Consider the following 19,647-nt stretch of genomic DNA (forward strand, 5'->3'; position numbering starts at 1 on the left):
GAGATTGTTGATATGAGCGAAGACTTCGATTCGAAACGGCGACAACGCTTCCTTGGCGAGGACTACTTCAATTGGCGCATGGGCCTCTTGAATGACAACATCACGTACTGGTCAGAAAATATTGCCCCTACTGGCAGTACTGAGAACGAGCGGAAGGCGTTGACGCAGCGCTATCTCGTTTCCGATGTCTATCGACGCTTCCTGCTCATGTACACGGGGGGCGCGGAAATCGAGCCGATGCGCGGTGAACTCGAGACTGTTATCGAAGCCTATGAGCGGTACACGACAGCCCAACGCCTGAATCGGCAGGAGGCCAGCGAGCCGCCGTTGGTCTTCGAGGAAATCAGTGAGTATGAAACAGTGATGCAACTGATAGGCTTTTGCTACCTGCTGCATCGACGTGACTTGCTTCCGCGGATTGTCGAGATGTTCGACCCCTCCTATCGGGGAACCGACACCTTGTATGAGGACCTGTTGGCCTACGAACTTGATGGTCGAATCAACGTAGACCGCTGGAATCACGACGTGCCGTATCGGCCTCTTGTTTTCAGTCTGTATCGCGAGACGAAGAAGGAGTCTGTCGACGACATGACCGAATACCTCGAAGGCTGGTATCGAGGCATGGCCGCCGCTCCGTGGCACGATGGGCATCTGGAAGCGAAGAAGAAGGGTAAGGGCACCTACGTCGGGTACTGGGCCGTTGAAGCCGCTGCAGTTGCTTATTTGCTGCAGCTGGACGATAGCTCTTTCCGCGACAATCTGCTGTATCCGAAGGACCTTGCCGACTTCGCGCGCAATTTCGACCCCGCGAAGGGGAATCCGCCGGCACTTCAGGACAACGGGCCGAAGACAGTGCGCACCGGTCAGGTCTGCCCGGAAACCGGCATCTGGAGAGCACAAGGCCATCACGTGCCCGGTGTGCGGGTGCAGCAGGGCGAGCGCATGCCCGAGGTGTTTGCTCCCGACCGGTCCGGTGCTTACCGGTCGCAGCCCGCGCTCTGGGAGTTCGAACGCAAGGCTTGAGTGCTGCCTGGTCGCGCGAATCTGGCAGTATGGCGGCGCCTGCCGTCCTGGGCAGTCGAATTGCTGGCCGTACTTGCGACTACATGCGTCTCCAACGACCTTCACGTGCTCCGGAGGCAGATGGATGCGCTCCCGCTCAACTCTCGGCGGCCGCCAGCGTCCTTTTACACGAAAAAGACGTTGGCGAATATCGAAACTCGCCGCTACAACTCGACGAGCGTCGCCGGCAGCACAGCGATGACGAGCCGCTTGCTGACAGCCGGGACCTCATAGTCAGGTACAGGCGTATGCCTCTCTGCAGCTTGGGCTTCGTACATGACGGCGTGCTGCGCGCCACGCGCCGCGAAGCCTAGCGGATTCCGTGCCGAGCGAGCAATCTGTCGAAGAATTCGGCTACACGGCGCTGCGCTTCCGGACCTACCTTGCGGGCGCCGAGGTCGACATCGCGGAATTCGTAACCACCGAAGCGATACACCTCGTAGCCCATCAATCGCAGCCGCCGGTCCTCTGATGCCATCTCGGCGTACAGTTCGGCGTTCGCGATGTAGCGCGCGGGCGCGCCTTGGTCTTGCACGGCATAGTGGTGGCGACCGTCTATCTCGATGACGATGCGGACGCCCTGCTCGAGCATGAGAAGAAAGTCCATGCGCTGTCGCGCCAAGAATTTCTCATCGCCACGCTCGCGACGCGTGTATGGGTCGTAATGCAGGTAGACCTGAGGAATTAAAGCGGGAAGTCTATCGCCAAGCTGTTTCCCGAAACGCTTGTAGTACCCGTGAAAAAGCGCGTATTCACCTGGCGAATTGGTGCCAATGACTGATTGGCGCAGGCGCCTGTACAGCATCTTCGAGCCCTCAGCGCTGTCTACGCCGTGCATTTCGGCGTACCAGCCACGAAGGTCGTTCCACAGCAGCATACCGGAGCTGGGAAGCGGTTGGTCGTAGATGAGTACCTTGTCCGCGTGCTTTGTGATTTCGACGTCATTGTTCAGCGCGTCGCGAAAGACTATCTCTGGCTTCTCACCGGTCGACGCGAAAATCAGATTCTTCATCGTCCCGGCGACACCCGCTTGAGCGCGAACGACTCCGTAAATCGCGTATCCAGACTCGACAGTAGTCTGCTTCAGCGTAAAGCCGTCTCGCTTCAGTGCGTCGCTGATGGCGCCGGCCAACGTCGCCTGCTCAGCGTCGCGGCGCGTCATCGGATGGACGAGCTTTTCAAGTAGAGCGAAGAAGCGAAACTGCGTGCACGTCAACGCGCCGCACTGAATGAGCATCTCCTCATTGGACCAATCTGGGTTGCGCAGATAGTGCTGCTCTATCTGAGCTCTGACGCTGGAGTTGTCCACCCACCACGAATCGCCTTCGCGCAAAGCCGCGGCGCCGAATACTTCCTCCAGGCTATCAAGGGCCGGGAAGTCGCCGAACAGTGATTCAAGCCGATTCAGAACTTTGAGGACATCGCAGCGAACAAGCTTGCTCACGCGGTGCTGACCATGCTCGGTCAGCTCGGCAAGGGCCTCCGTGAGGTCATCACTCGGATATTCGCGGAGTATCTTACGCGCCAGTTCGATGAGCGCTTCCTCGCTGAAATCGAGGATTCTCCGACTGATATAGGTCCTTTTGCCGCTGTGAGCCTCTGCTTCGTCATCCGGTCCAACGGCCGGCTGGATGCCCAGCCGCATACATACGTGCGGAAGCTTGTACGATTTGACGTCGTACAGAACGTCTGTAATCAGCTTCCGTATCGTCTCGAAAGGAACTACCGGGAGATTGACGCTCGAACCAACCATGAAAGTTGCCTCCATGTTTCGCGCTTGCGCATCGCCTCACTCGAGGCCTTCGCAAAAGCGTGCCTTGTTTCTGCAACAATAACAGGCAGCGAGACAGCGAGGACGCTGGCCATTGTGTCGGTCGCCGGAGCCGCGTCCCATGGCGAGCTGCGCGCCGGCCGCGCGTCGACAGACGCCTACCTGAGTGGAGTCATCGGATGGAAATCATCGTTGAGACGTATGTGCCCTCTGGCGAACCTTCGTCGGCAAGCTTGCGCGTGAAGCCGCTTCCTGGGCAGGGGGTAGACCCAAACCTCAAAGTCGAGTGCAGTCGTTCCATGCGGCGGCAATATCCAGCAGGCTCGCTGTTCCGGCTCTCGGTCACGCTGACTGACCGCAAAGGCACACTATTTCTGTACGCTCACCATGCCGCGCCGTTCGAGCATGTGAGCCGCGAAGAAGCGAAACGATTCATTTCAACCATGTTCGGCGCCCGACAAGTCGAAGCGCCCACATAGAAACACGAAGACGATGCAACAGGCTACCTATAAAGGTTACGTGCTATGGGGCTACGCCATTGAGCAGCAGGAAGAGGTTACCGCGCCCGAGCAATACGCCGCGAGCGGGACGATTACTCGGGACCGGAATTTCGTAGAAGCCTCGGGAGTCCTCGGTGTCTTTGACTCCGAAGAGGAAGCGCAGGATGCCGGACTCTCGTGGGCGCGCGCTTGGGGCGACTCGCACGGGTAGCATCGAGAACGCGATGGCCTTGTGTCCGAACTGTCATCGCGAGCGGCACTACGGTATCAACTACGCCAATGGCGCCACGAAGTGAGAGCGCGCGGTTGCCAAGGGAAGCGACGCGGCGGACGCGATGATGCAGGGTGGAAAGACACGGAAACTGCGGGGGAGCGGGAGGGAGAGACCAGGACCGAAGCCCCGGTCCGCCCGCTTGGTGGATTCATCCCGTGACACTTTTTTTGAAATTTCCCCTTCGAAAGCGGGCGATTTGGTGTTGCCGGATTGGAAGCGTTTACGTTGAGAAATCAAGCGTTTGGAGCCAAAAACTGGTCCCAGACGGGATAGAAGCGTTTACGTGTAAACGCTTCTAATCTGGATTGCCAATTGGTCACGGTTTCCCCGTTCCCTCACTCCACCGTCACCGACTTCGCCAGATTCCGCGGCTTATCGATATCTGTCCCCCGCGCCAGCGCCGCGTGATACGCCAGCAGTTGCATCGGCACCGTATGCAGAATCGGCGAAAGCGGCCCGTAGTATTCGTTGAGCCGAATGACCTCGATCCCGTCGCCCGGCGCCAACCCGCAGTCCACATCCGCGAACACAAAAAGCCGGCCATTCCGCGCACTGACCTCATGCATGTTCGACCGGAGTTTCTCGAGCAGCATGTCATTCGGCGCCACCGCAATCACCGGCATCTCGTTGCTGACAAGCGCCAGCGGCCCATGCTTAAGCTCCCCGGCCGGATAAGCCTCCGCATGGATATAGGAAATCTCCTTCATCTTCAGCGCGCCCTCGAGCGCGATCGGATAATGCATTCCGCGTCCGAGAAACAGCATGTTGTCGCGCCTTGCGAGCAGTTCCGACCACGCCATGATCTGCGGTTCCAGCGCGAGCACTTTCGACATCGCATCGGGCAGATGCCGCAGCGCCCGCAGATGCTGCTTCTCGTCGTCGTCGCTCAACCGGCGGCGCACCTGCGCGAGCGACAGCGCAAGCAGGAACAGCGCAACGAGCTGCGTCGTAAAAGCCTTCGTCGAAGCCACCCCGATCTCGACTCCCGCACGCGTGACGAACTGCAATGCGCACTCGCGCATCAGCGCACTGGTGGCGACGTTGCAGATCGCGAGCGTACGCATCATCCCGCTTTGCTTCGCGACATGCACGGCGCCGAGCACGTCGGCCGTCTCGCCGCTTTGCGATACCGCGACGACGAGCGTGCGCGGATTCGGCACGCTGTCGCGATAGCGAAACTCGCTGGCGATTTCCACGCTGGCAGGCAGCTTCGCGATGCTTTCGATCCAGTTCTTCGCCGTGAGCGCCGCGTGATAACTGCCGCCACATGCGAGCAACAACACCGAGTCGACGTCGTTGAACACGCGCCACGCGTGGTCGCCGAACAGTTCCGGCATGATCGACGACACATCGAGCAGCGTATCGGCCACCGCCTGCGGCTGCTCGAAGATCTCCTTCTGCATGTAGTAGCGATACGACCCGAGATCGGCCGCGCCGCCATGCGCGGCGACCCGCTGCACCGCGCGCTCGACGCGCTGGCCGTCCGCATCGACGATCCAGTAGCGATGCAGCTGAATATCGGCAACGTCGCCGTTCTCGAGGTACGCGATCCGATCGGTGATCCCCGACAGCGCAATCGCATCGGACGCCAGAAAATTCTCGCCATCACCGACACCGACGACGAGCGGCATCCCGTCGCGCGCGCCGACGATCCGGTGCGGCTCGTCGCGGCACATCACCGCGATCGCGTAGCTGCCGCGCAGTCGCGCCACCGCGCGCCGTACCGCATCGAACAGATCGCCGTCATACAGGTGGTCGACCAGGTGCGCGATCGCCTCGCTGTCGGTCTGGCTCGCGAACACGTAGCCGTGCGCCTGCAGTTCGGCGCGCAGTTGATCGCAGTTCTCGATGATCCCGTTGTGCGACAACGCGATGCGTGCGTTCGCGTCGCTCGGCGAAAAGTGCGGATGCGCGTTGAGCGTGACGGGCGCGCCATGCGTGGCCCAACGCGTGTGCGCGATGCCGGTGTAGCCCGACAGCGCTTGACCGGCGATCTCGCGCTGCAGGTTCGCGACGCGGTCGACGCTGCGGGCGCGCGCCAGCGCCCGGTCGCGGTAGACCACGACGCCGCATGAATCGTAACCGCGGTATTCGAGCCGTTTCAGGCCGTCGACCAGGTTCGGCAGGATGTCCCGCTGGGCGACCGCCCCGACAATTCCACACATATCGCGCTCCGTAAATGTCCTGTCTGGATCAGTGAGAGCGATGGTAGAGGCGATGAAATGGAATTAAATTTCAAAAAACATGAAATGATGAAACGAGGCGATCGTCGCGTATCATGTTGAAATTAAATTTCACTCTAAAAGAACGGGAGGCCCCTTGGCCAGCGTGACCCTCGACGATCTCGATCTGCGCATTCTCGCGATCCTGCAGGACGACGCGTCGGTGTCGAACCTGCAACTGGCCGAGCGCGCGCTGTCGTCGCCGCCCACCTGCATGCGCCGCGTGCGGCGGCTGACGGAGGCGGGCGTGATCCGCCGGCAGGTCGCGATCCTCGATCAGCAGATGATCGGCACGGCCGTCACCGCGCTGATCGAGATCAGTCTCGACCGGCAGACGGCGGAAGACCACGACGCGTTCGAAGCGTACGTGTGCGCGGAGCCGGCCGTCACGCAGTGCTATCGCGTGTCGCCGGGGCCCGATTTCGTCGTGGTGGCCGATCTGGCCGACGTCGCCGAATACGACGAGTTCGCGCGGCGGCTGTTCACCGGCGCATCGAACGTCCGCAACGTGCGGACGTTCTTCTCGACGCATCGCGCGAAATTCGAGGCGAACGCGCGGGTCACGCATGCGATGCGCCGGCGGACGTGACGCTCGTCGCAGGCGCATGCCGATGCGCGTGCGCGGAGATCAGGCGGCGGCGCGTGCGTCGTCCGTCGCGCCGGGCAACTGCAGCGGCTTGCCGACCCCGAAGCAATGCTGCGCTTCGGGAAACGCGTGGTGCCGGACGTCGTGCGCGTATTGCGCGATCGCGTCGCGCGTCACGGCGCCGACGTCCGCATAGCGCTTCACGAAGCGCGGCGTATACGCATCGAACGCGCCGGTCATGTCCTCGGTCACGAGCACCTGCCCGTCGCACGCGGGCGATGCGCCGATGCCGATCGTCGGAATCTCGAGCGCGGCCGTGATGTGGCGCGCGAGCGCCTCGGCGGTGCCTTCGACGACGACGCTGAACGCGCCGGCCTGCTCGGCCGCGCACGCGGCCGCGAAGATGCGTTCGGCGGTGCGCGGCTCCAGCCCCTGCGCCTTGAAGCCGCCCGTCGCGTTGGCCTGCTGCGGCATCAGGCCGACGTGCGCCATTACCGGGATGCCGCGCTCGGTCAGGAAGCGGATCGTGTCGGCCATCTCGCTGCCGCCTTCGAGCTTCACGGCCTGCGCACCGGTTTCGGCGAGCAGGCGCGCGGCGGAGCGGTAGGCTTGCGCGGGCGATTCCTGGTAGGTCGAGAACGGCAGGTCGACGACGACGCATGCCTGCGCGGCGCCGCGTACGACGGCCGCGCCATGTGCAATCATCATGTCGAGCGTGACGCGCAGCGTATCGGGCATCCCGTACAGCACCATGCCGACGGAGTCGCCGACGATGATCACGTCGGCCACCTCGTCGACGAGTTTCGCCATCGGCGTGGAATACGCGGTCAACGAGACGAGGCTGCCGACGCCCTTGGTCGAACGGATCGTGGTGACGGTCTTGCGATTGGTGGTAGTGTGCGCGCTCATGAACACATGTCGTGTCGGGTGAAGGTGCGTCAAGGTATCACCACGCCCGTGCACGGAATGGCATTCGGAGGACGTCTTATGTTGCTGGCGGGACAATCGGCCCAACCCTGCGCCGTCCCGGCGGTGCTGGCGATGGCGCGCCTGCCGAGGCCGCTGTACGTGCGGGCGTTCGAGATTCCCGGCAACGCGAGCGTCGACGCGCACAGTCATCCGTGGGCGCAGCTGATGTATGTGACGGCGGGCGTGATCGAGGTCGACACGCCGCACGGGCGTCATCTGCTGCCGCCGCACTATGCGATGTGGATACCGCCGCACGTGCCGCATGCGGTGTCGACGCGCGATTGTGTCGCGTTCCACAGCCTGTATCTGGACGAGGCGATCGCCGGCGACGGCTTCGACGATACGTGCCGGATTCTGTGCATGACGCCGCTGCTGCGCGAGCTGGTGATCGCCACGGCCGAATTGCCGGTGAACTACGACGAGACGGGGCCGGATGGTGCGCTCGTCTGCCTGATCGCGGATCGCATCCAGCGCCTGCGGGCGGCGCCGCTGACGGTGCCGCTGCCGCGCGACACGCGCCTGCTGAAGATCGCCCGCGCGCTGCACGCCGATCCCGGCGACGCGCGCAACCTCGACGAATGGGGGCATCAGGTCGGTGCGACGCGACGGACGCTGTCGCGGCTGTTCCGGCAGGACACGGGGCTGTCGTTCACCGAATGGCGGCAGGCGGTGCGGCTGCTGGCGTCGCTGCCGCTGCTCGATGCGGGCGAGCCGATCGGCGCGGTGGCCGCGCAACTGGGCTACGACTCGACGTCGTCGTTCATCGCGCTGTTCCAGGCGAAATTCCGCGTGACGCCCGGCGCGTTCGCGAAACAGGCGGCGCGACGCATCGTCAAGCCGGGTTGACGGCCGCGCGCAGCGCGGCGCGCCGTCGCAAGCGCTCCGATCAAGGCGCCAGCGTGTATTGCGCAGGATGGTCGCCGACGGACCGGCGGCCGGCGCTTTCGAGCGACAGCAGCGCACGCTTGCGGTCGATGCCGCCCGCATAACCGGTCAGGCTGCCCGATGCGCCGACCACGCGATGGCACGGCACCATGATCGACACCGGGTTGCGCCCGACCGCGCCGCCCACGGCGCGCGCGGCGCTGACGGGCAGGCCGATGCGCTGCGTCAGCTCGCCGTAGGAGGCCAGCGCGCCGAACGGGATCGCCAGCAATTCCTTCCACACGCGCCGCTGGAATCCGGTGCCGCGCAGGTGAATCGGCACCGAGAACGTTTCGCGCGTGCCGGTGAAGTACTCGGCGATTTCTTCCTGAGCCTGTTGCGCCACCGGTGACAGGGGCTGCTCGTGGGTCGCGATCGCGATCGACGGGAAATACTTTTGGCCGACGAAGTAGAGGCCCGTCAGGCAGTCGTCTTCCACGCGCACGACGATGTCGCCCAGCGGGCTCGATATCAGGTTGCCGTGTGTCATGGCTGGTGTCCGGATCGAAGTTCAGGCGACGAATGTAAACCATTGCGGCCGCGGCCGACTCGTCGTGCGGTAAAAAACGATTAACTCAGACGAGTGCCTGAGTCGTATCTTCGCGCCGCGTGTTTAGAGATGACTCATAGAAATCCCGCACTGGTCAGACGTCCGAAAACTTCCTATTCTTTGAAAAACGTTTTCCAAAGCGATGGCGAAACGTGGCGCCGCGCGCGAGACCCGCGGCGCGCCCGCCCCGGCGCTCGTCGCCGGCAACGAACAAGCGCGCGGCACGACGAGCGGCGGCGCGCATCGGAGACATTCATGCAATCTGCCGTCGTCGGCGTCGCGCGCGTCGCGAGCCGCTACCGCTGGGCCGTGTGCGGGCTGCTGTTCCTGGCCACCGTGATCAACTACATGGACCGGCAGATCCTCGGCCTGCTCGCGCCGATGCTCCAGCACGACATCGGCTGGAGCCAGGTGCAGTACGGCCGCATCGTGATGGCGTTTTCCGCGTTCTATGCGCTCGGCCTGCTCGGTTTCGGGCGGATCGTCGACTGGCTCGGCACGCGTGTCTCGTACGCGGTCGCGATGCTGGTGTGGAGCATCGCCGCGATGCTGCACGCGGCGGTCGGCTCGGTCATGGGCTTCGCGTTCGTGCGTGCGCTGCTCGGGATCGGCGAGGGCGGCAACTTCCCGGCCGCGATCAAGACGACGGCCGAATGGTTTCCGCGCCGCGAACGTGCGCTCGCCACCGGCATCTTCAACTCGGGCGCGAACATCGGCGCGGTGTTCGCGCCGGCGATCATCCCGGCCATCGCGGTGGCCTACGGCTGGCGCGCGGCGTTCGTGATCATCGGCGCGATCGGCCTGCTGTGGCTGGTCGTATGGCTCGCGTTCTACCGGCCCGCCGACCCGCAGGCGCTCAGCCGGGCGTTCGACGAGCCGCGCGACGAAGCGGAAGCGCTCGACGCGGCGAACGCGAACGCCGGCGCGCCGCGCTGGGGCGAACTGATCCGCAAGCGCGAAACGTGGGCGTTCCTGATCGGCAAGTTCCTGACCGATCCGGTGTGGTGGTTCTACCTGTTCTGGCTGCCGAAGTGGCTCAACGAATCGCGCGGGATGGACATGCAGCACATCGGCCTGCCGCTCGTCTGCATCTATGCGTTGACGACGGTCGGCAGCATCGGCGGCGGCTGGCTGTCGTCGATGCTGCTGCGCGCGGGCTGGAGCGTGAACCGCGCGCGCAAGGCGGCGATGCTGATCTGCGCGTGCTGCGTGCTGCCGATCGCGTTCGTGTCGCAGGTGCAGAGCCTGTGGGTCGCGGTGCTGATCGTCGGCCTCGCCGCCGCCGCGCACCAGGGCTGGTCGGCGAACCTGTTCACGACGGCGTCCGACCTGTTTCCGCGCCGCGCGGTTGCATCGGTGGTCGGGATCGGCGGGATGGCCGGTTCGATCGGCGGCGTACTGTTCTCGGAAGTGATCGGCCAGGTGCTGCAGCGCACGGGCCACTACTGGGTGCTGTTCGCGATCGGCGCGCTTGCCTATTTGCTGGCGCTCGCGGTCATGCATGCGCTCACGCCGCGCATGGCGCCCGCGAAGCTCGATGCCTGATTTGATGCGTGAATTGATGCCTGCATTGATGCGTGATGCCGCGACCCGGGCCGTTCGCGGCCGCGCGCAGCCGCGTTCAGCGGCACGCGGCCGTCGAGCCCCTGACGATCAGCCGCGGCTCGAACGTCGAATAGCTCGCATCGGTGCGCCCCGCGAGCGCGTCGATCAGCTTCTGCATCGCGAGCTCGCCCATGTTCTCGCTCTGGATGTCGACGGTCGTCAGCGCGGGCGCCGCGTATTCGCCGTACGGCACGTTGTCGATGCCCGCGACCGACACGTCTTGCGGCAGCCGGAAGCCGAGCGACGCGGCTTCCTTCATGAAGCCGAGCGCGATCAGGTCGTTGTAGCAGATCACGGCTTGCGGACGCTGCGGCCCGAGCATCACGCGTGAACACGCGCGCTCGCCGGCCTCGGCGGTCGGCGCATGCGCATCGTGCACGTCGAGCGTGAGCCCGGCCTCGGCGAGGCAGTCGCGCGCGCCCTGGATCCGCTCGTCGTTCGCACGTGCCCGAAGCCGAGATACGCGATGCGCGTGTGGCCGAGGTTGAGCAGATGGCGCGCGAGCATGTAGGTCGACAGCCGGTTGTCGATGCCGACACTCGGAATCGGCAGGCCGGGGCTACGGCGCAGCAGCACGAGCGGCTTGTTGAGGTCGAGCATCCAGCGCCGGCTTCGTCGTCGGGCATCCGCGTGCTGACGATCAGCCCGTCGACGCGCTGCGCGAGCGCCTCGATCAGCGAGCGTTCGCGTGCCTGGCTCTCCTCGGTATCGACGAGCAGCAGCGTGTAGTCGTGTTGCAGCGCGACGCGGTTCGCCCCCTTCACCACGTTCGTGAAGTGCGGGTTGCTGATGTCGAGGATCACGAGGCCGATGGTGCGCGTGCGGCCGGTGATCATCGAGCGCGCGAGCGGGTTCGAACGGTAGCCGAGCCGGTCGATCGCCTCCTTGAGCCGGGCTTCGACGGTCGGCGAAAAGCGTTGCGTGCCGTTCACGTACTTCGATACCGTCGCGACCGACACGCCGGCTTCCGCCGCCACGTCGCGGATCGTCGGGGAAACTTTTTTCATGCGGAGGGTAACGTTTTCTTCGCCGGGCACCGGATTGTGGCAGAAAAAGCCGGCGCGCAAAGCGCAAGCCGGGCGACGGCTTCGATCATTGACGCCACGTCCACATCAAACCTATAGTTGGAAAACGTTTTCCAATCAAGCCAGTTCCAAGGAGATTCGATGAACGCCTCATCCACCGGCGCGCGCAAACCGTTCGGGCGCCTGCTGCTGACGGGCGCGGCCGGCAACCTCGGCCGCCAGTTGCGCGGCGCGCTCGCCGACTGGGCCGACGTCGTGCGCGTCAGCGACATCGCGGCGCTCGGCGACGCGGCTGCGCACGAGGAAGTCCGGGTCGCCGACCTCGCGGACCGGCAGGCGGTCGCGGCGCTCGTCGACGGCGTGGACGCGATCGTCCACCTCGGCGGCATTTCGGTCGACGCGCCGTTCGACGATCTCGTCGGTGCGAACATCACCGGCACGTACAACCTGTACGAAGCCGCGCGCAAGCATGGCGTGAAGCGCGTCGTGTTCGCGAGCTCGAACCATGCGATCGGTTTCCACCCGGTCACGGAAGTGCTCGACGCCGATTCGCCGCTGCGCCCCGACAGCCTGTATGGCGTGACGAAGTGCTTCGGCGAATCGCTGTCGCGCTATTACTTCGACCGCTTCGGGATCGAGACGGTATGCCTGCGGATCGGCTCGTCGTTCGAAGTGCCGAAGAATCCGCGCATGCTGGTGACGTTCCTCAGCTATCGCGACTTCATCGAGCTCGTGCGCTGTTCGCTGCTCACGAACCGCGTCGGGCACGCGATCGTGTACGGCGCGTCGGACAACCCGGTGAAGTGGTGGGACAACACGAAGGCCGACTTCCTCGGCTTCCGCCCGCGCGACAGTTCGGCGCAGTTCGCCGGGCGCTTCGCGCTCACCGCGCCGACCGCCGACTACGACGATCCCGCGCAGCGGTTCCAGGGCGGCGGGTTCGTCGTCGGCGAGCCGATGGAGCGGTGCAAATAGGTGATTCGGAGAACGGAACGATCTAGCGGCCCAGCTCGCCGATCGCGGTTTCGATGATCGACTCGAGTTCGGGCCGCGCACCACGCGCCGTGGTGACACCTGATATGGCGATGCGGTGCCGAGGCACGTAGTAGACGACGGTTCCCCAGAAGCCGGCATGCGAGTAGCAGACGGTGCCGCCGATCTCGCTGACGAACACGCCGAGCCGGTATGCGTCGGCGCCTTCGTGTGCGTCCGCCTTGAGCATTTCGGCCAGCGTCTGCGGGTTGTCGAACACCCTGCCTTCGAACAGATCGGCTGCCAGCGACGCGAGGTCGCGCGCCGACATCACCAGCCCGCCGCCGCCATAGAGGTCCATCGTCGCGTTGACGTCCGTCATTTCGATATCGCCGTAGAACTGGCGCGCCCGTGGCTCGACATGCGACGGCGGTCGCTCGATCAGCTCCCACCATGTCGAACGCAAGCCCCGCGCGTCGAAGCGCAGTGCGTTGCGCACCACCGCGGCAAGCGTTTCGCCGGTCGCGCGTTCGACGATGTCGCCCAGCAACACGTATCCGGTATCGGAGTACTGGAACCGCGCGCCGGGTTCGCTTTGCGGGCCGGCATACCGGGCCGACAGGCGGACCTGTTCGTCGCGGGTCCAGTGGTGCGACGGATCGGTGAGCACCGTCTGCATGAAGCTCGGGGCGTCGCCGTGGTCGTACAGTCCCGCACTGTGATTCATCAACTGGCGCACGGTCATCGATTCGGTGCGATAGCCGCCTGCCTGCAGCACGGCAATGAGGCTCGGCGTCGCGACGGACGCGATCGACGCATCGAGGTCGATCCTGCCTTGCTCCCAAAGTCTCAGCACGGCGGCTGCCGTGAACATCTTCGTATTGCTGGCGACCCGCAGCGGCGTGTCGATGCCCAACGGCCGGTTGGCGGATGCATCGGCCATGCCGCATGCCGTTCCCCACGGCACCGGCGTTCCGTCGCCGGTCACGAAAATCGCCATGGGCGCGCTGGCCCGACCTAACGCTGCAAGCACTTTTTCTTGTTTCAAGCAGATTCTCCGCAAGGATGACGTTCGAGAGGCCGTATCGTCTCACAGCCGCGGGCGGTCGACGGGGCGGCCGCCTGCTTCAAACTCCCGACGCATGAAACCCCGGCAGCATCGGAATGCGCTCGGCCATGAACTGCAGGAATACGCGCGCCCTCAGCGGCGGGTAGCGGCGCGACGGCGTGATCAGGTGCACCGAATGCGGCGGGATTGCCCACTTGGGAAGCACCCTGACCAACTGCCCCGCATCGATCAAGTCCTGCACGACCCACGCCGGCGCACTGCCCAGGCCGATGCCGGCGAGATAGCACTCGCGCAGCGCGACCGAGTTGTTGACGCGGTAGCGCCCGTTGGTCAGGACGACGATGGTCTCGGCGCCCTTGCTGAGTTCGAGCTGCGCGCCGACGGCGGCGCGCGCATAGCCGACGAACGGATGCCTGAGCAAGTCTTCCGGCCGGCGGATTCGCGGCGCGCGCTTCAGGTAGTCGGGTGTCGCGACCAGCACGCGCGGCGACCACGCGACATTGCGGGCGACGGCATCCGGGGGAAGGGCGTTGCCGATGCGGATCGCGACGTCGATGCTTTCCTCGACGAGGTCGATGATGCGGTCGGTCAGGTTCAGCTCGACTTCGATCTCCGGATATTGCGCGAGGAATTCGAGCACGAGCGCGTTGAGGCGCAATTCGCCGAGCCCCATCGGCGCACTGACCGTCAGCTTGCCGACCGGCCGCTGCGCCTGGCCGCGCACGTCGGCGACGGCGTCGGCATAGGTTTCGAGCATCTGCTTGCAGCGCTCGTAAAAGCGCCGGCCTTCGTCGGTCGGCGTCAGGCTCGTGGTGGTCCGTTGCAGCAGCCGGACGCCGAGCTGCTTCTCCATCGCGGAGACAACCTTGCTCATCGTCGGCTGACCGATTTTTTCTTCGCGGGCAACCGCCGAGAAGCTGCCCAGCTCGACGGCGCGCGTGTACAGCCACATCGATTGAAGCGAATCCAAGTCATTCCCCTGTGGAATAGGCCGTATGCGATTTTCGCGCATTCCATCCAGGATTGGCATGACGTAACGTTGCCTCACCTTCACTTCTTTCGACAGGAACACCATGCAATCAGTCACGCAATCGTCGCTCGGCGGCGCGCATGTCGTCGTGTTCGGGGCAAGCTCGGGAATCGGCCTTGCGGCAGCGGCGGCGGCCAAGGCGCGCGGCGCCGACCTCACGCTCGTCGGCCGGACCCGCGCGAAGCTCGAGTCCGCCGCGCAGGCGATCGGCGGCGCGCGCATCGCGGTGGCCGACATCGCCGACAGGCAAGCGGTCGCCGCGGTGTTCGCCGAGATGACCCGCGTCGACCATCTGGTCATTACCGCGGGCAGCTTCATCGTCGGCAAGCTGGCCGACTCCGATCCGGAGCAACTGCTGGCCGCGGTTCGCGAGCGCATCGCGGGGCCGGTGCATGCGATCCGGGCCGCATTGCCGCTGATGCCGCCCACGGCGTCGATCGTCCTGACGAGCGGGCAGCTTTCCGATCGTCCGTCGGGGGACGGCACGTCCGTCATTGCCGCCGCCGTGCGCGGCGTCGAGGCGCTCGCGCGCTCGCTTGCGCTCGAACTCAAGCCGATCCGGGTCAACGTCGTTTCGCCGGGGTTCGTGGATACGCCGCTGTTCGACGTGTTCGGCCCGGAGGGCCGCGACGCGATCCTTGCCCAGGCGGCGGCCACGTTGCCGGTTGGCCGCGTCGGACGGCCGGACGAAGTCGGCGAAGCGATTGCGTTCCTGTTGGGCAATGGTTACGTGAACGCCGAAATCCTGCATGTCGACGGCGGTGGGCGCTTTGCGTGAGGCCGCGAGGCTGCCGGCCGTCGTCGACCGTCGTTGATTCGATGCCGTGGCCGGCTCAATCTGGCCCGGCATGCGTGACGTTCGCGGCGAGTCTGGTCACGCGTTGCCCATCCTTGCCGTCTTCGACCTGCCAGCCGCGCGCCTTCAGCGTCTCGCGGATTTCGTCGGCCCGTGCCCAGTTCCTTTCTGCCCGGGCCCGCTCGCGCTCGCCAAGCAGCGCGCGAACCGCTTCCGGAACGTCGGATGCCGACGGCCGCCAATCGCGCAGCTTGAGCCCCAGCACTGCGTCGAAGTTTTCCACCGTCGCTTTCAAGGTTGAGGGCGGCAGGTTGCTTTTGACGAGCTCCCACAGGACCGCCAGCGCGCGCGGCATGTTCAGATCCTGATCGACCTCGGCATCGAATCGCGCGACGAATGCCGCATCGGCGCTGCCGCCGTCGGGCCAGCCGGAATAGAGTTGCCTGAGGCGATTCAGCGCCGTCTGCGAAGCATCAAGCGACGTCCAGTTGAAATGCAGCTTGCTCCGGTAATGGGCCGTCAGGCACAGGTAACGGTACGCGAGCGGATCGATATTCCGGCTCTGCAAGGTCTGCAGGCGGACGAAATCGCCGCTCGACTTCGACATCTTCGTATCGGCGTCGAGCGTCAGGAAATGCCCGTGCATCCAGTAATTCGCGAGGTGCGTGCCGTGGGCCGCCCGCGTCTGCGCGATCTCGTTGCTGTGATGCACGGCGATATGGTCCTCGCCGCCGCAATGGATATCGAACAACGTCCCGAGATATTTCGCCGACATCGCCGAGCATTCGATATGCCAGCCCGGAAAGCCGCGCCCCCACGGGCTGTCCCATTCCATCTGCCGCTTGACGCCGGCCGGGCTGAACTTCCACAGCGCAAAATCCGTCGCGTTCCGCTTCGCGCCGACTGCAACCCGCTTGCCTGCCTGCAACCCCGCGCGGTCGAGCCGCGCGAGATAACCGTAGTCGTCCTGCCGACTGGTGTCGAAGTAGAGGCCGTCGTCCGTGCGATAGACGTAGCCGGCTCGTTCGATTTCCTCAATAAAGGCGATCTGTTCGGCGATGTGATCCGTGGCGCGGCACCAGACCGTCGGCTCGAGCAGGTGGAGCGCGCGCCAGTCCGCCTTGAAGGCGTCGGTGTAGTGCGCGGCTATCTCCCACGCCGATTCGCCGGTGCGGCGGCTGCCCTTTTCCATCTTGTCTTCGCCTTCGTCCGCATCCGAAGTCAGGTGGCCGACATCGGTGATGTTGACGACGTGCCGGACTTCATGCCCGTTGCGGGTCAGCGCGCGACGCAGGATGTCCTCGAACACGTAGGTTCTCAGGTTGCCGATGTGGGCATCGTCGTAGACCGTGGGGCCGCAGCAATACAGGCCGACGTGATCGTCGCGTATCGCAGCGAACGGGCGCAGGGTGCGCGACCAGGTGTCATACAGCGCAAGCGGCATCGTGTTGCTCCGGCTAGAAGGCAGCGCGCGAAAACGAAAAGGCCGCCGGTTTTGCAACGGGCGGCCAGAAGGATGTGACGCAGTGACGTATAGCGATACGCTAGACGCAGGTTCCCCCCGGCATGTTTCGACAACATGCGCGCACCGGAGAAAGGAGGGGGTGAACGTGACTGGGCATGACGGGCATCGTAGCGTTTCGCGGATGGGCTGGTCAATAGCGGCGCGTGGTTGCGGGCATGGCCGTTCGATTGACGGGCGGTTCGAGTCCGCGGTAAAAAAAACGCGCGATGCGGTGACTGCCGGCAGGATCAACGACGCGTATGGCGATGCGGGGCTTCGATATGGACGACGTGACGATCATCGGGAAATATGAAGCGGCGCTCCGGACGGCGATGCTCGCCAACGACGTCGAAGCGCTCGCTAATCTGCTGGATGACGACCTCGTTTTCACCGGCCCGGACGGGCAGGTCCTGTCGAAACCCGACGATCTGTCCGTTCACCGCGACAGGCTGCTGCGTCTGGACCGGCTGGATTTGCACGGGACCGCCGTTCACCGCATCGGAGAAATGATCCTGGTCACCACGAAGGCCGCGCTGGCAGGCCGCTTCGGCGCGACGCCGTTCGACGGTGAGTTCGCCTATACCCGGCTGTGGCGGCAGTCCGGGGCCGTCTGGCGCGTCGTGGCCGGGCACGCCGCCAGGATCGCGTAACGCAGGCGGCTTCCGGCAGGATCGAGGACGTCGCCGACGCCGTCGCATGACTGCTGTCCGACGGTGCGCGGTTCGTGACGGGGCAGAGCATCCTGGTCGACGGCGGATTGACGCTCGGCGGGTTGCGGCCGTGGCTGAACGAGGTCGTCGCGGAACACGCGTGAGCGCAAACTGCCGGATCGGCGCTTGCGTCATCGCGCTCGATGCGAAACCGGGCGGCGCGCAACGCGCCACGCCGCCCGCACCCGCTTCAGAAAATGAAGCCCGTGTTGATGAACTTCGACGTGTGATCCGACACGATCGAATCGAGCAGCTGCTTGCTGCTGTCGGTCTGCTTCGCCGCGACCATCGAGCGGATCGAGAACGCGCGCAGCGCGTCGCTCACCGACAGCGTGCCTTCCGCCGAATCCTTGCGGCCCGCGAACGGGAACACGTCGGGCCCGCGCTGGCACTGGCAGTTGATGTTCACGCGGCACACCTGGTTCACGAGCGGATCGACGAGCGCGCCGATCTGCACCGGATCGGAGCCGAAGATGCTGACCTGCTGGCCGTGATCCGACGTCGTCACGTAGTCGAGCGCCGTCTCGATGTCGTCGAACGGCGCGACCGGAATGATCGGCCCGAACTGTTCCTCGCGGTACAGCTTCATCCCTTCCGACACCGGGTACACGACGGCCGGATAGAACAGCGTCTTGCTGAACGCGCCGCCCGAATGGTTGACGACCTGCGCGCCCCTGGCCTTCGCGTCGTCGATCGCGTCCGTCATGTAGGCCGTGCGGTGCATGCCCGGCAGCGGCGTGATGCTGACACCCTTCTCCCACGGCATGCCGATCTTCAGCTGCTCGAGCGCGGCGGTGAAGCGCTTCAGGAATTCGTCGACGATCGAGCGGTGCACGAGCAGCATCTTCAGCGCGGTGCAGCGCTGGCCGTTGAACGACAGCGCGCCGAGCAGGCACTCCTTCACGGTGAGGTCGAGATCGGCGTCGGGCAGCACGATCGCCGCGTTCTTCGCGTCGAGGCCGAGGATCGCGCGCAGCCGGTGCGACTTCGGGTGCTGCTTCTTCAGGTGGTCGGCCACCTTGCTCGAGCCGATCAGCGCGAGCACGTTGATCTTGCCCGACGCGAGCATGTGCGGCACGACCACCGCGCCGGGCGCGTAGATCGTGTTGATCACGCCCTTCGGGAACGCGTCGCGGAACGCCTCGAGCAGCGGCTCGAACAGCAGCGTGCCGTATTGCGGCGGCTTGAACACCACGGTGTTGCCCATCAGCAGCGCGGGGATCAGCGTCGCGAAAGTCTCGTTCAGCGGATAGTTGTACGGGCCCATGCACAGCACGACGCCGAGCGGCGTGCGGCGGATCTGGCCGATCGTGCCTTCCGCGATCACGAAGCGCGAGTTCGCGTTGTCGAGCTCCTTCAGCGCGTCGATCGTCTGCGTCATGTACGTGACGGTGCGGTCGAACTCCTTCTGCGAATCGGCGAGGCTCTTGCCGATCTCCCACATGATCAGGTTCACCACCAGCTCGCGCTGCGCGACCATCCGCTTGATGAAGTCCTGCATGCACGCGATGCGCTGCTCGACCTTCATCGTCGGCCACTCGCCGCGGCCCGAATCGTACGCGCGTACCGCGGCGTCGAGCGCCGCGTCGCTTTCCGGTTCGCCCATCACGGGATAGCTGCCGATCTCGACCTGCTCGACGCTGCCGTCCGCCTGTCGCACGCACACGGGCGACAGCACGGTCTTGGTCGCGCCGTCCCACGGGCGCAATTCGCCGTCGACGAGCGACACGCGCTGGTGAATCGGCGATTTCAGCCGGAATTCGGCGGGGATGTCTTCGTAAGCGGGAAACAGCTGTTGCAGGGAGGCGGAATCGGGCATGACGGTCTCGTTTGACGGGGTGTCCGGGAAGGACGGGCGATGCGAATCCTGAGCTGAGCGATCCTCGATCCTGAATCGGCATGATGACGCGCGCACGACGAAGCGTCACGCGGAGGTCTGGCCGACACAAGAAATGTAACCAGTTCCATTAAAAAGGAACGCGGTGGCGAACGCAAGGGACTGCTGGCGAAACATCAAGATCGCAAACGCGAATCATTATCGTTGGTGATTTCGAGATGTTCCGGCCCATGACGCGATG

At 64.7% G+C, this 19,647-nt stretch carries 17 protein-coding genes and 1 pseudogene; 9 read left to right on the plus strand and 9 right to left on the minus strand.

What is annotated here, in order from left to right; all coding sequences use genetic code 11:
* Positions 1-12 precede the first annotated feature (12 nt).
* Positions 13-1,023 carry a PoNe immunity protein domain-containing protein gene (locus tag WT26_RS22090; protein ID WP_059732221.1) on the plus strand — a complete coding sequence of 337 codons (1,011 nt, stop codon included), beginning with the start codon at positions 13-15 and terminating at the stop codon, positions 1,021-1,023.
* 349 nt (positions 1,024-1,372) lie between these two features.
* Here the strand turns inward: WT26_RS22090 and WT26_RS22095 are convergent, their stop codons facing one another.
* The gene (locus WT26_RS22095) at positions 1,373-2,815 is read right to left on the minus strand and encodes a hypothetical protein (protein WP_069271815.1); all 1,443 of its coding nucleotides are present in this window, start codon (positions 2,813-2,815) and stop codon (positions 1,373-1,375) included.
* Between the two features lie 197 nt (positions 2,816-3,012).
* Here WT26_RS22095 and WT26_RS37500 point away from each other — a divergent pair, with 197 nt between their 5' ends.
* Both WT26_RS37500 and WT26_RS38510 read left to right on the plus strand, forming a co-directional pair.
* Complete coding sequence (locus tag WT26_RS37500; RefSeq protein WP_155123171.1) at positions 3,013-3,312, plus strand: hypothetical protein; 300 nt, start codon at positions 3,013-3,015, stop codon at positions 3,310-3,312.
* A 13-nt stretch (positions 3,313-3,325) separates the two neighbouring features.
* Complete coding sequence (locus tag WT26_RS38510; RefSeq protein ID WP_059741722.1) at positions 3,326-3,544, plus strand: hypothetical protein; 219 nt, start codon at positions 3,326-3,328, stop codon at positions 3,542-3,544.
* 398 nt (positions 3,545-3,942) lie between these two features.
* Here WT26_RS38510 and glmS read toward each other — a convergent pair whose 3' ends face one another.
* Positions 3,943-5,772 carry a glutamine--fructose-6-phosphate transaminase (isomerizing) gene (gene glmS, locus WT26_RS22105; protein ID WP_069273947.1) on the minus strand — a complete coding sequence of 610 codons (1,830 nt, stop codon included), beginning with the start codon at positions 5,770-5,772 and terminating at the stop codon, positions 3,943-3,945.
* A 154-nt stretch (positions 5,773-5,926) separates the two neighbouring features.
* Between glmS and WT26_RS22110 the strand changes: the two genes are divergently transcribed.
* A complete protein-coding gene (locus WT26_RS22110; protein WP_069273948.1) occupies positions 5,927-6,418 on the plus strand; it encodes an Lrp/AsnC family transcriptional regulator in 492 nt (163 codons plus the stop codon).
* Between the two features lie 39 nt (positions 6,419-6,457).
* Here WT26_RS22110 and panB read toward each other — a convergent pair whose 3' ends face one another.
* Positions 6,458-7,324, minus strand: a complete 867-nt coding sequence (gene panB, locus WT26_RS22115) for a 3-methyl-2-oxobutanoate hydroxymethyltransferase (RefSeq protein WP_069273949.1) — start codon at positions 7,322-7,324, stop codon at positions 6,458-6,460.
* A gap of 78 nt (positions 7,325-7,402) precedes the next feature.
* On the opposite strand from panB, the gene WT26_RS22120 reads away from it, so the two are divergent.
* Positions 7,403-8,230 (plus strand): AraC family transcriptional regulator, encoded by an 828-nt coding sequence (locus WT26_RS22120; RefSeq protein WP_069273950.1) that lies wholly within the window; start codon positions 7,403-7,405, stop codon positions 8,228-8,230.
* Positions 8,231-8,270: 40 nt separating this feature from the next.
* Here WT26_RS22120 and WT26_RS22125 read toward each other — a convergent pair whose 3' ends face one another.
* A complete protein-coding gene (locus tag WT26_RS22125; RefSeq protein ID WP_069273951.1) occupies positions 8,271-8,798 on the minus strand; it encodes a methylated-DNA--[protein]-cysteine S-methyltransferase in 528 nt (175 codons plus the stop codon).
* A gap of 315 nt (positions 8,799-9,113) precedes the next feature.
* Here WT26_RS22125 and WT26_RS22130 point away from each other — a divergent pair, with 315 nt between their 5' ends.
* The gene (locus WT26_RS22130; RefSeq protein ID WP_069273952.1) at positions 9,114-10,403 is read left to right on the plus strand and encodes an MFS transporter; all 1,290 of its coding nucleotides are present in this window, start codon (positions 9,114-9,116) and stop codon (positions 10,401-10,403) included.
* 76 nt (positions 10,404-10,479) lie between these two features.
* Here the strand turns inward: WT26_RS22130 and WT26_RS22135 are convergent.
* Positions 10,480-11,470 (minus strand): annotated as a pseudogene (locus WT26_RS22135) (LacI family DNA-binding transcriptional regulator).
* Between the two features lie 159 nt (positions 11,471-11,629).
* Between WT26_RS22135 and WT26_RS22140 the strand changes: the two are divergent.
* On the plus strand, positions 11,630-12,463 hold the full coding sequence (locus tag WT26_RS22140; RefSeq protein ID WP_069273953.1) for an NAD-dependent epimerase/dehydratase family protein: 834 nt from the start codon (positions 11,630-11,632) through the stop codon (positions 12,461-12,463).
* 22 nt (positions 12,464-12,485) lie between these two features.
* On the opposite strand, the gene WT26_RS22145 is transcribed toward WT26_RS22140, so the two are convergent.
* Together WT26_RS22145 and WT26_RS22150 are read right to left on the minus strand one after the other, a co-directional pair.
* Positions 12,486-13,448, minus strand: a complete 963-nt coding sequence (locus tag WT26_RS22145) for a serine hydrolase domain-containing protein (RefSeq protein ID WP_230461709.1) — start codon at positions 13,446-13,448, stop codon at positions 12,486-12,488.
* A gap of 139 nt (positions 13,449-13,587) precedes the next feature.
* Positions 13,588-14,499 (minus strand): LysR family transcriptional regulator, encoded by a 912-nt coding sequence (locus tag WT26_RS22150; RefSeq protein ID WP_069270866.1) that lies wholly within the window; start codon positions 14,497-14,499, stop codon positions 13,588-13,590.
* Between the two features lie 103 nt (positions 14,500-14,602).
* Between WT26_RS22150 and WT26_RS22155 the strand changes: the two genes are divergently transcribed.
* Positions 14,603-15,337, plus strand: coding sequence for an SDR family oxidoreductase (locus tag WT26_RS22155; protein WP_069273954.1), 735 nt, complete (start codon positions 14,603-14,605; stop codon positions 15,335-15,337).
* Between the two features lie 55 nt (positions 15,338-15,392).
* On the opposite strand, the gene cysS is transcribed toward WT26_RS22155, so the two are convergent.
* Complete coding sequence (gene cysS / locus WT26_RS22160; RefSeq protein ID WP_069273955.1) at positions 15,393-16,799, minus strand: cysteine--tRNA ligase; 1,407 nt, start codon at positions 16,797-16,799, stop codon at positions 15,393-15,395.
* Between the two features lie 341 nt (positions 16,800-17,140).
* On the opposite strand from cysS, the gene WT26_RS22165 reads away from it, so the two are divergent.
* On the plus strand, positions 17,141-17,509 hold the full coding sequence (locus WT26_RS22165; protein ID WP_069271816.1) for a nuclear transport factor 2 family protein: 369 nt from the start codon (positions 17,141-17,143) through the stop codon (positions 17,507-17,509).
* A 250-nt stretch (positions 17,510-17,759) separates the two neighbouring features.
* Here the strand turns inward: WT26_RS22165 and WT26_RS22170 are convergent, their stop codons facing one another.
* The gene (locus WT26_RS22170; RefSeq protein WP_069273956.1) at positions 17,760-19,388 is read right to left on the minus strand and encodes an NADP-dependent glyceraldehyde-3-phosphate dehydrogenase; all 1,629 of its coding nucleotides are present in this window, start codon (positions 19,386-19,388) and stop codon (positions 17,760-17,762) included.
* Between the last annotated feature and the right edge of the window lie 259 nt (positions 19,389-19,647).

The sequence above is a fragment of the Burkholderia cepacia genome (assembly GCF_001718835.1).
GTDB classification, from domain to species: domain Bacteria; phylum Pseudomonadota; class Gammaproteobacteria; order Burkholderiales; family Burkholderiaceae; genus Burkholderia; species Burkholderia cepacia_F.

Excerpts from the sequence above, each read along its gene's own strand:
- WT26_RS38510 (WP_059741722.1), top strand. The coding sequence starts at position 3,326 with ATGCAACAGGCTACCTATAAAGGTTACGTGCTATGGGGCTACGCCATT.
- panB (WP_069273949.1), bottom strand. The coding sequence starts at position 7,324 with ATGAGCGCGCACACTACCACCAATCGCAAGACCGTCACCACGATCCGT.
- WT26_RS22090 (WP_059732221.1), top strand. The coding sequence starts at position 13 with ATGAGCGAAGACTTCGATTCGAAACGGCGACAACGCTTCCTTGGCGAG.
- cysS (WP_069273955.1), bottom strand. The coding sequence starts at position 16,799 with ATGCCGCTTGCGCTGTATGACACCTGGTCGCGCACCCTGCGCCCGTTC.
- WT26_RS22170 (WP_069273956.1), bottom strand. The coding sequence starts at position 19,388 with ATGCCCGATTCCGCCTCCCTGCAACAGCTGTTTCCCGCTTACGAAGAC.
- WT26_RS22140 (WP_069273953.1), top strand. The coding sequence starts at position 11,630 with ATGAACGCCTCATCCACCGGCGCGCGCAAACCGTTCGGGCGCCTGCTG.
- WT26_RS22155 (WP_069273954.1), top strand. The coding sequence starts at position 14,603 with ATGCAATCAGTCACGCAATCGTCGCTCGGCGGCGCGCATGTCGTCGTG.
- WT26_RS22125 (WP_069273951.1), bottom strand. The coding sequence starts at position 8,798 with ATGACACACGGCAACCTGATATCGAGCCCGCTGGGCGACATCGTCGTG.
- WT26_RS22095 (WP_069271815.1), bottom strand. The coding sequence starts at position 2,815 with ATGGTTGGTTCGAGCGTCAATCTCCCGGTAGTTCCTTTCGAGACGATA.
- glmS (WP_069273947.1), bottom strand. The coding sequence starts at position 5,772 with ATGTGTGGAATTGTCGGGGCGGTCGCCCAGCGGGACATCCTGCCGAAC.
- WT26_RS22120 (WP_069273950.1), top strand. The coding sequence starts at position 7,403 with ATGTTGCTGGCGGGACAATCGGCCCAACCCTGCGCCGTCCCGGCGGTG.
- WT26_RS22130 (WP_069273952.1), top strand. The coding sequence starts at position 9,114 with ATGCAATCTGCCGTCGTCGGCGTCGCGCGCGTCGCGAGCCGCTACCGC.
- WT26_RS37500 (WP_155123171.1), top strand. The coding sequence starts at position 3,013 with ATGGAAATCATCGTTGAGACGTATGTGCCCTCTGGCGAACCTTCGTCG.
- WT26_RS22165 (WP_069271816.1), top strand. The coding sequence starts at position 17,141 with ATGGACGACGTGACGATCATCGGGAAATATGAAGCGGCGCTCCGGACG.